The 9,006-nt window shown below is 47.4% G+C and carries 8 protein-coding genes; 1 reads left to right on the top strand and 7 read right to left on the bottom strand.

Annotated elements, in window-relative coordinates; translation table 11 throughout:
• Window positions 1-224: 224 nt before the first annotated feature.
• Window positions 225-848, top strand: coding sequence for a MarC family protein (locus IV88_RS08340; protein ID WP_057800446.1), 624 nt, complete (start codon window positions 225-227; stop codon window positions 846-848).
• A 243-nt stretch (window positions 849-1,091) separates the two neighbouring features.
• Here the strand turns inward: IV88_RS08340 and sufB are convergent, their stop codons facing one another.
• From sufB to nrdD, 7 genes are read right to left on the bottom strand one after another with little or no spacing between them, the layout of a single operon-like run.
• A complete protein-coding gene (gene sufB, locus IV88_RS08335; protein ID WP_057800445.1) occupies window positions 1,092-2,498 on the bottom strand; it encodes a Fe-S cluster assembly protein SufB in 1,407 nt (468 codons plus the stop codon).
• Window positions 2,491-2,931, bottom strand: coding sequence for a Fe-S cluster assembly sulfur transfer protein SufU (gene sufU, locus IV88_RS08330; RefSeq protein ID WP_057800444.1), 441 nt, complete (start codon window positions 2,929-2,931; stop codon window positions 2,491-2,493). The genes sufB and sufU overlap by 8 nt, the downstream gene beginning before the upstream one ends.
• Window positions 2,928-4,103, bottom strand: coding sequence for an aminotransferase class V-fold PLP-dependent enzyme (locus tag IV88_RS08325; RefSeq protein ID WP_057800443.1), 1,176 nt, complete (start codon window positions 4,101-4,103; stop codon window positions 2,928-2,930). The genes sufU and IV88_RS08325 overlap by 4 nt, the downstream gene beginning before the upstream one ends.
• Window position 4,104: 1 nt before the next feature.
• A complete protein-coding gene (locus IV88_RS08320) occupies window positions 4,105-5,166 on the bottom strand; it encodes a SufD family Fe-S cluster assembly protein (protein WP_057800442.1) in 1,062 nt (353 codons plus the stop codon).
• Complete coding sequence (gene sufC, locus IV88_RS08315) at window positions 5,147-5,923, bottom strand: Fe-S cluster assembly ATPase SufC (RefSeq protein WP_057800441.1); 777 nt, start codon at window positions 5,921-5,923, stop codon at window positions 5,147-5,149. The genes IV88_RS08320 and sufC overlap by 20 nt, the downstream gene beginning before the upstream one ends.
• 14 nt (window positions 5,924-5,937) lie before the next feature.
• Window positions 5,938-6,525 (bottom strand): anaerobic ribonucleoside-triphosphate reductase activating protein, encoded by a 588-nt coding sequence (nrdG, locus tag IV88_RS08310; RefSeq protein WP_057800440.1) that lies wholly within the window; start codon window positions 6,523-6,525, stop codon window positions 5,938-5,940.
• A 10-nt stretch (window positions 6,526-6,535) separates the two neighbouring features.
• Window positions 6,536-8,686, bottom strand: a complete 2,151-nt coding sequence (gene nrdD / locus IV88_RS08305) for an anaerobic ribonucleoside-triphosphate reductase (protein ID WP_057800439.1) — start codon at window positions 8,684-8,686, stop codon at window positions 6,536-6,538.
• Window positions 8,687-9,006 lie beyond the last annotated feature (320 nt).

Below are 9,006 nucleotides of genomic sequence, written 5' to 3'. Positions count from 1 at the left end.
TGTTCGGATTAATTATAGAATTTGCCACAGTAAAATACCGATTAACTTAAAGTAACTTTTCTTTCTGTTCATTACACAATTAGTTATGTAATGAATATTGCTCCTGCTATCTTCGCGTTATTTTTCCCCTCTCAAGAAAATCACCAAACTTGGCATTTCCCCACCTAACCCATATAATTAAAAAACAATCATTGCATTGAAAACGTTTAACAAGGAGGACGACCATGCATTTAGTTCAAGCATTTTTACTTTCATTTACCGCATTTTTTGCAATTATGAACCCCTTTGCTAACTTGCCAATGTTCGTCAGTTTGACTGCTGATAACAGTCGCAAGGAAATCAACGCGATTGCCCGACTGGCTTTTATCGTGGCGACCGTCATCGTGGTACTGTTTGCCTTTCTCGGAAATTACATCTTCACCATTTTTGGTATCAACCTTGCTGCACTCCGCATCATGGGCGGAATCATTTTAGGATTGATTGGTTACCACATGATTCAAGGTAACGTTTCGCCGATCCAGCACGATCCCGAAAAATCCGTTAAGGATTCCGTCAACAGTAATAACAACAACTTCGCGATTTCCCCGCTAGCCATGCCAATTTTGGCCGGCCCCGGAACCATTGCCACCACCATGAACTTGGCTAGTGGAACCAACCCCTTCGTCGTTGTGGCCGCGTTCGTTGTTTTAGCAATCATTGCTTACTTCATTTTTATCTACGGTGAACAAATCATGGACAAGCTCGGCAACAACATCATGAACGTAATCACCAAGCTAATGGGGCTGATTTTAGCAACCATCGGCGTCAAAATGCTGATTGTGGGTGTGCAAGCCGCCTTCCACCTTTAAAATAAAAAAGCACCCCCAAAGTCGGCTAGTTCATGAGCATTAACAAGGAATAGGTGGTTATGCATGAACATGGTTACTAATTACCTATTAAGCGGCGCAAACTGACTTTGGGAACACGTCTTGGCTCTATTATTTAAAAATGTTTTCCACTTTAATTTTATTATCAATCGTTTAAGAACGGCGAATTAACGCCGTTCTTTTTATTGAGCAAAATTTTGCATAACGTTCGCAAATTTCACAGCTTTAACCGATGCTGTCCTCCATCTGAAACTTAATCAACCGGTCTAATTCCACGGCGTATTCCATGGGCAATTGCTTAGTGAAGGGCTCCAAAAATCCCATAATGATTAATTGAGAGGCGGTCGCTTCGTCTAATCCCCGACTTTTCAAGTAGTACAGTTGGGCTTCAGAGATTTTCGAAACGTGGGCCTCGTGTTCAATCGTGCCGTCGCTCGTTTCGATGTCGTTAACTGGGAAAGTATCGCTGGCACTGTCTTGGTCCATCAAAATTGTATCACACTCAACGTGGGACTTAGCCCGTTTGGCCGCCTTAGTGTACTTAATCAATCCCCGGTAGTCTGCCCGACCGCCGTTATGGCAGATTGCTTTTGAAACAATCGTGCTATGGGTGTTCGGTGCTAAATGGATCATCTTGGCGCCGGTATCCTGGTGCATGTTGGCACCCGCCGCCGCAATCGACAGCATTGAACCGGTGGCGCCCGCGCCCGTTAGGTAAATGCTGGGGTATTTCATGGTGACCTTTGAGCCTAAATTGCCGTCGACCCATTCCATGGTGCTATTTGCTTCGGCCTGGGCCCGCTTGGTTTCTAAGCTGTACACATTCGTTGACCAATTTTGAATCGTTGTATAGCGACAATAGGCATCCTTTTTAACGAACACTTCTACAACCGCGGCGTGCAGACTATCCTCCGCATAATTTGGCGCGGTGCATCCCTCAACGTAGTTAACACTGCCACCTTCGTCGACGATAATTAGGGTTCGTTCAAACTGCCCCGTCCGACCCGCGTTAATCCGGAAGTAGCTTTGGATCGGCACGTCGGCATGCACATTTTTCGGCACGTATAGAAAGGTTCCACCCGACCAAACAGCGGTATTCAAGGCGGCAAACTTATTATCGCTTGCGGCAATTAATTTACCAAAGTACTGTCGGACTAGTTCCGGATGCTGTTTCAAAGTTGAATCAGTATCCATGAAAATGATTCCCTGACTTTCTAAATCCTGTTTGAGGTTGTGGTAAACCGCTTCGGATTCGTACTGTGCCGCCGAACCGGCTAAGTACTTTCGTTCAGCTTCTGGAACCCCGATTCGTTCAAAGGTAGTCTTGATTTCGTCGGGCACGTCCTCCCAGTTGCGAGCAATGCGATCCGTTGCCCGCTGGAAATATTTAATTTCGTTCAGATCAATCTCACTAAGGTCTGGTCCAAAGCTCGGCATGGGCATGGATTGGTAAATTTGATAGGCCTGTAACCGTAAGTCTAGCATCCATTGGGGCTCGTGCTTCGCCCGTGAAATGGCTTGGATGGTTTCCTCGTTAATCCCGACCCCGGTTGAAAAGACCGGCCGGACGTCATCCATCGGTCCCCATTCGTCCTTAAAATTTCCTGGTTGCGTTGTACTAACTTCATCCATCAAAAACTTCCCCCTTCTCCTTTAAACCTTCTGCAAGCGCGTGCCAGGCTAAGGTTCCGCACCGCACCCGAGTCGGAAACTGATGCAGACTAGCAAAAGCCGCTAAATCCCCCAGCTGATCGGGATCACAATCCTTTTGTAACACTAAATTTTGGAAATTTTCCCAGAGTTGGTGGGCATCCGCTAAGGTGCGGCCGTTTAATTGCGCAACCATCATACTTGCCGATGCCATGCTGATCACACAGCCCGCCCCCGTGAAACCCAGTTGCTGGATCCGTTGTGCGTCAACTTCGGCATAAACCGTAATCTCGTCGCCACATTCGGGATTGCGCAACGCCCCGACACAATTTGCGTGGGGGACTGTCCCGTAGCCCACCGGGTTCTTAGCGTGGTTTAAAATAACTTTTTGGTATAACTCTTGTAAATTGTTCATGATAAAATTCTTCCCCCTTGTTCTACCGCGTCCACTAAGCGTTGCAGATCGGCAACCTGATTTTCGAAGGTGAAGCTCGCTCGCATGACGCTACTAACGTTCAAAGCTTGCATTAATGGTTCCGCACACAGGTGTCCGGCGCGCACGGCCACTCCTGAAGCATCTAAAATCGTGGCCACATCATGGGCGTGGTGTTTACCGACGTTAAAGCTAACCACTCCCACCCGTTGCTGATAATCTAACGGGCCGTAAATTTTAACCTCCGGCACTTCCTGGAGTTCGGTAAGTAAAAACTGCATTAAGCGTGCTTCATGTTTTTGAATAGCGGCAAAGTCCTGTTTTTCTAGATACTTCACGGCCGCTCCTAGCCCTAATACGCCAGCAACGTTGGGGGTCCCCGCTTCTAAACGGATTGGTAACGGCTGAAAAGTTGCCGAAGTTGGCGTAACTAAGTCGACCATTTCGCCGCCAAAACGGACCGGTTCCATCTCCTCTAACCGAGCTAGCTTGCCATAGAGCACCCCAATCCCCGTGGGACCAAACATTTTATGCCCGGAGAACGAGAGAAAATCGGCGTCCATGGCGGTAACGTCAATTGGCAAATGGGCGGCCGCTTGGGCAGCGTCCACCACTAAGATTCCATCATACTGATGAACTAGTTGGGCAACCTTTGCCACGTCAACCACCGTCCCTAACACGTTGGAAACCATCGTGAGCGCAACTACCTTGGTATGCGTATTGATAAGCTCTGCTAATTGAGCATAATCCAGGTTACCTTGCGAATCCATTCCCACCATTCGCAGGCGTGCCCCAGTTTGGGCAGCCACCCGTTGCCAAGGCACTAGGTTAGAATGGTGTTCGAGTACACTGACGATAATTTCGTCACCCGGATGCAACCGTGGCTGTGCATAGCCGAAGGCAACCTGGTTTAACGCGTCGGTAGTCCCGCTGGTAAAAACGACCGACTCTGGTTTGGGAGCATGCAGCCACTGGGCGATTTGTTCACGAACCGCTTCATAAGCGCTGGTGACCCGGCCCGCAAGCTGATAAATCCCCCGATGGACGTTAACCTTGTTAAACCGGTAATACTCGTCAATTACCGCTAAAACTTCCTCTGGCATGGGGGTGGTCGCCGCGTTATCTAAATATGTTAAGCCTTGGTAGTCCGTCATCTTAGCCAACCTCCCCGTTGCGCAAACGCCAAATCGGTTCCATAAAGTTATCAATTAAAATTTGCTTTGCCGTCGCCATTGGCAATCCCCGACTTTGTAAGTAGTAAATTTCGTCTTCGTCATACTGGCCGACACTAGCAGCGTGGCCGGCTCGGACGTCGTTTTCGTCAATCACTAAGACCGGGTTAACGCTGCCCTTAGCATGCGGTTCTACGGTCATTAACCGACTTTCCTGGTCCGCGTCCGCATCACTGGCCCCGTGATCAATTTGGCCAATGCTCGTAAAGTTGACCCGGGAATTTTCGTACAAAACTCCCCGCATGTTGATTCGGCTAAAAGTATGTTGGCCCAAATGCTTAATTTTACCACGGATGCCCACCCAGTCATCTTGGTAGCCGTAACGCGCCAAGTTAAGGGTTGCCCGACTGCCGGTTCCAGCAAGCGTTACGTTTAAATCACCCAACAGCTGGCCCTTCGTTTGCGGCCACAAGGACCAATCGAGGTTAGCATCCCGAGCACTCACAAAATCACCTAGCAATAAACTTTGGGTAGCCTGGTGACTTTGCGTGTCGGTGATGAGTGTCAAATTACTTTCGTCCGCTAAGGTTCCCCCAATCAAACAGTTGGATTGGGGCACTTCTCCCGCTAAATCTAGCGTTAACTTCGTGGTCAGCCGACTATGGTCTCCTAAATCAAACCAAACTGTCCATTCCACGGGAAGAGTTGACTCCGTTCGCAAGGTTAAGTTTAGCGCTGGTGTAATTTCCGCGCGGTCCGGCAAACTGATTACCATGCCCTGGACTGGGTTTTGCAAGTGCTGTTGCACAAATTGGTTGTCCGTGGAAGCTAGTAATTGGGGCAGCCCGGATAGTTCCGCTGTCGCACCATTAATGCGCCGGACCGTACCTCCCGCTGCATTAATGGCTTGTAAAGCTTCCGCGTTGGCCTCCCAGTCCCAGGCGGCGCTGGAAGAATCCGGCAAGGTAAAAGCTGCGGGGTCATACCGAATTCCTAAAATCCGGGGATAGCTTGCGGTCGTCGTTTTATTCAAGGGAATTGCCATGGCTGGTTTCACTTCCTAACGTTTCCTCTAATTCAGCGTAGCCAGTCTTTTCCAGATCCGTAGCTAGTTCGGGGCCGCCGCTTTTAACAATCCGGCCATCCATCATGATGTGCACCACGTCAGGCACCACGTAGTTCAACAGGCGCTGGTAGTGCGTAACCATCAAGCAGCTAAAGGTGGTACTGCGCATTGCGTTGATCCCCTTTGCCACAATTTTGAGGGCGTCAATATCTAATCCGGAATCAATTTCATCTAAAATAGCCATCTCGGGTCTTAACATCATCATTTGCAGGATTTCGTTACGCTTTTTTTCACCACCGGAAAAATCGGCGTTAAGCCCCCGGTCCGCATATTCCGGATTAATTTCTAAAAATTCCATGTTCGCTTTAAGCTGTTTTAAAAAGGGCAGTACGGCAACCGGTTGGCCTTGGTTACGTGCGTTTAACGCTGCGTGAATGAAGTCGGCGTTGGAAATTCCCGCAACCTCCATCGGATACTGCATCGCTAAAAAGACTGCCGTCCGGGCCCGTTCGTCCACGCTCATTTCCGTAATGTCTTGCCCGTCTAACCAAATCTGGCCATCTACAATCTCGTAGAGCGGGTTTCCCATAATCGTTTCCGAAAGCGTTGACTTCCCAGTTCCGTTAGGTCCCATCAACGCGTGTATTTCTCCTGGATTAATCTGTAAATTAACCCCGTTTAAAATGCGCTCGTCACCCGCATTGACCTTTAAATTTCTAATTTCTAACTTACTCATCAAATTCTCCTACCTTAACGAAGCAATTTATCCCAAATGACGACTTGGTTTGCGGCTAACGATTTAGGCACGTCGATAATTCGTTGGTTGGAACTTCCCCGGAATTGAAGCGTCAAATCTTTTTTAGCTTCTAAAAAACGGCCGTCCACCAAAATATCTAGTTCACTTAACAATTCCAATTTATCGTAAGATTCCTGCATCAATTCGTCCCAGGTGTAACCGGTCCACGACCAGATGTCCTTGTCGTGCCCAAATTCTTGACGCAACCGCCGGACTAGCCGCAAGCAAACCTGCGTGTTTAAGAAGGGTTCTCCGCCTAACAAGGTCAGCCCCTGTACGTAACTTTGCCCCATGTCTTCGATAATTTGGTCTTCTAATTCCTGCGAATAGGGGCGTCCGTAATGGAAATTTTGCGCCGCCTTGTTGTAGCACCCCGGACAGTTGAATAAACAACCCGAAACGTACAAACTGCAACGAATGCCTTCCCCGTCAACCATGTTAAACGGCTTATAGTCGGCAATGTATTCTAAACTGCGATCCTTCGCCAGCCATTCTTGCGGCTGGGGATTTCTCGGTGTCCGTACTCGTCGTTGTCTAACCACGTTTTCACCCCTATTTCATATTTTTAACCCGTGATGAAATTTCTTTGTGCCGTCCGTGAACCATTGGCCGAATAATTGGGTTTCCTAAGTAACCACAAGTCCGTTTAACCACGTCACAAGTTTTGGGGTCGCGATTCCCACATTGTGGGCATTCAAAACCGCGAGCCGTGGGTTTAAAGTCGCCATCGAAACCACATTTATAACAGTGGTCGATCGAAGCGTTTGTTCCTAAATAACCCACGTGGTCATAAGCCCAGGTCCAAACCGCTTCTAAAGCAGCCGGATTTTGTTTTAAATTCGGGTACTCACAGTAGTGAATAAAGCCGCCGGCCGCGTACTTCGGGTACTCCTCTTCAAAAGTAAGTTTTTCAAACGGAGTCGGATCTTTCCGGACGTCGTAATGGAAACTGTTAGTGTAGTATTCCTTTTCGGTAATGTCCTTGATCTTGCCAAATTTTTCAATATCATCCTCACAGAAGGTATCCGTCAGGGATTCGGCTGGCGTGGAGTAAACGCTGAAATGGTAGCCGTACTCTTTTTCCCAAGCTAGGCACTGTTCGTACAGGTACTTCACGATTGAAACCGTGAAATCGTGGGCTTCCTGATTATCTTCCCAATCCGGACCGAAAAAGGCGGTTCCCACTTCGTACAATCCAATGTAACCTAACGATATGGTCGCCCGCCGGTGGTTAAACAGTTGGTCCACGTCTTCACCATCTTTGAGGCGGACCCCAAAGGCACCGTGCTTATACAAAATCGGCGCGTTTTGCGGTTGGGTATCCCGGCAACGTCTAATCCGGAAAAGTAAGGCTTTTTTCGCTAACGCCACCCGGTCTTCCATAATCTCCCAAAAGACTTCCCGATCACCCTGGGCTTCAATCGCAATCCGTGGTAAGTTGACGGTTACGACCCCTAAATTCATTCGGCCGCTATTAACTTCTTCGCCATCAGCGTTCTTCCACGCTTGTAAGAAACTCCGGCAACCCATGGGCGCCTTGAAGTTTCCGGTTAATTCCACAATTTTGTCGTACATTAAAACGTCGGGATACATCCGCTTAGTTGCGCACTCTACGGCCAACTGTTTGATATCGTAGTTGGGATCTTCTGGATTTAAATTTATCCCGCGCTTAATTGAAAAGACCAACTTCGGGAAAATTGCGGTCCTATGCTGCTTTCCGAGCCCCTTAATGCGAACTTTTAAGATTGCCTTTTGAATTTCCCGTTCGATCCACGAAGTTCCCAGACCAAATCCCACCGTGGTAAACGGCGTTTGTCCGTTGGAGGAAAACAGCGTGTTAACTTCGTACTCTAACGCTTGCATTGCGTCGTAAATATCTTTCTTGGTTTTTTCCTTAGCAAAGGCTTCCCGTTGTTCGGGGAGCACCCATTTTTCGGCTTCCTTCAAGTGCTTTTCGTAATTTAATTTTGCGTAAGGCGCCAACATTTCATCCGTCCGGTCTGACGAACAACCTCCGTATTGGCTCGATGCCACGTTCGCAATAATCTGCGACATTTGGGCGGTTGCCGTTTGAATCGACTTAGGTGACTCCACTTCCGCGTTTCCAATCTTAAAACCATTCGCTAGCATAATCTTGAAGTCAATCAAACAGCAGTTGGTCATTGAAGTTAGCGGTGAATAGTCCAAGTCATGAAAATGAATGTCGCCACGCAAGTGGGCCCTTGCTACGGTCTGTGGCATCATTGTTAACCCGAATGATTTGCCGACCATTCCGGCCGTTAAGTCCCGACGGGTGCTGAAAATATTACTGTCCTTATTAGCATTTTCGTGAACTACCGTATCCCTTCCATCGAATAACTGGCTTAATTTATTTTGCGGGTCAATCGCGGCCTGCCACTTGGCTTCATCGGCTTGCCGATATTCAGCATATTTTTCCCACAAGTCGTCCCGTTGATAATCATGGAGGATCGCTTTGAAGACTGCCCGAATTTGTTCTACCGTTAGTAGTGACGCCATTTGCGTCAACCGTTCTAAAATTGCTTGCGTAATTTTTCGCCGTTCAACCTCGTCCGTGGTTAATTGATCAACCACTAGCGCGATTTTATAGGGGTAAAATTGCATCCTTTCCCCATCTGCTTTAACTACTTGTTTTTGACGTAATTCAGTCCAAGCGTCGGTTGCGATTGCTTGCGAATTGATCATTTTAACCACCCGTCCTTTTCTAATTTTTTATTCCAATCTCGTTCAATTCTCGCTATAATAAAAAACGTTATTATTTTCTGTTTATTTAAAGCTGTTTGATATTCGAAACTGGCTTGATTGGTTTCTCTTCACATCATAGATTACTCCGATTTCGCAAAAAGATAAAGGTTGAAAACACAAGATACATGTGCTTAAAGAACGATCATCCACTATATATAGTGTATGCAACGTAATTTAAAATAACAATCAAAAACCTGTTCATTGCAGTTTAGTTGCGGACCAGGTTTTTAATTTGGCAAATTCTATAATTAATCCGAACA

The sequence above is a fragment of the Pediococcus argentinicus genome (assembly GCF_001437605.1).
In the GTDB taxonomy this organism is placed as follows: domain Bacteria; phylum Bacillota; class Bacilli; order Lactobacillales; family Lactobacillaceae; genus Pediococcus; species Pediococcus argentinicus.
The sequence above is the reverse complement of the archived record's forward strand: the minus strand, read 5'-3'. Positions and strand labels throughout refer to the sequence as shown.

Excerpts from the sequence above, each read along its gene's own strand:
- IV88_RS08340 (WP_057800446.1), top strand. The coding sequence starts at position 225 with ATGCATTTAGTTCAAGCATTTTTACTTTCATTTACCGCATTTTTTGCA.
- sufB (WP_057800445.1), bottom strand. The coding sequence starts at position 2,498 with ATGGATGAAGTTAGTACAACGCAACCAGGAAATTTTAAGGACGAATGG.
- sufU (WP_057800444.1), bottom strand. The coding sequence starts at position 2,931 with ATGAACAATTTACAAGAGTTATACCAAAAAGTTATTTTAAACCACGCT.
- IV88_RS08325 (WP_057800443.1), bottom strand. The coding sequence starts at position 4,103 with ATGACGGACTACCAAGGCTTAACATATTTAGATAACGCGGCGACCACC.
- IV88_RS08320 (WP_057800442.1), bottom strand. The coding sequence starts at position 5,166 with ATGGCAATTCCCTTGAATAAAACGACGACCGCAAGCTATCCCCGGATT.
- sufC (WP_057800441.1), bottom strand. The coding sequence starts at position 5,923 with ATGAGTAAGTTAGAAATTAGAAATTTAAAGGTCAATGCGGGTGACGAG.
- nrdD (WP_057800439.1), bottom strand. The coding sequence starts at position 8,686 with ATGATCAATTCGCAAGCAATCGCAACCGACGCTTGGACTGAATTACGT.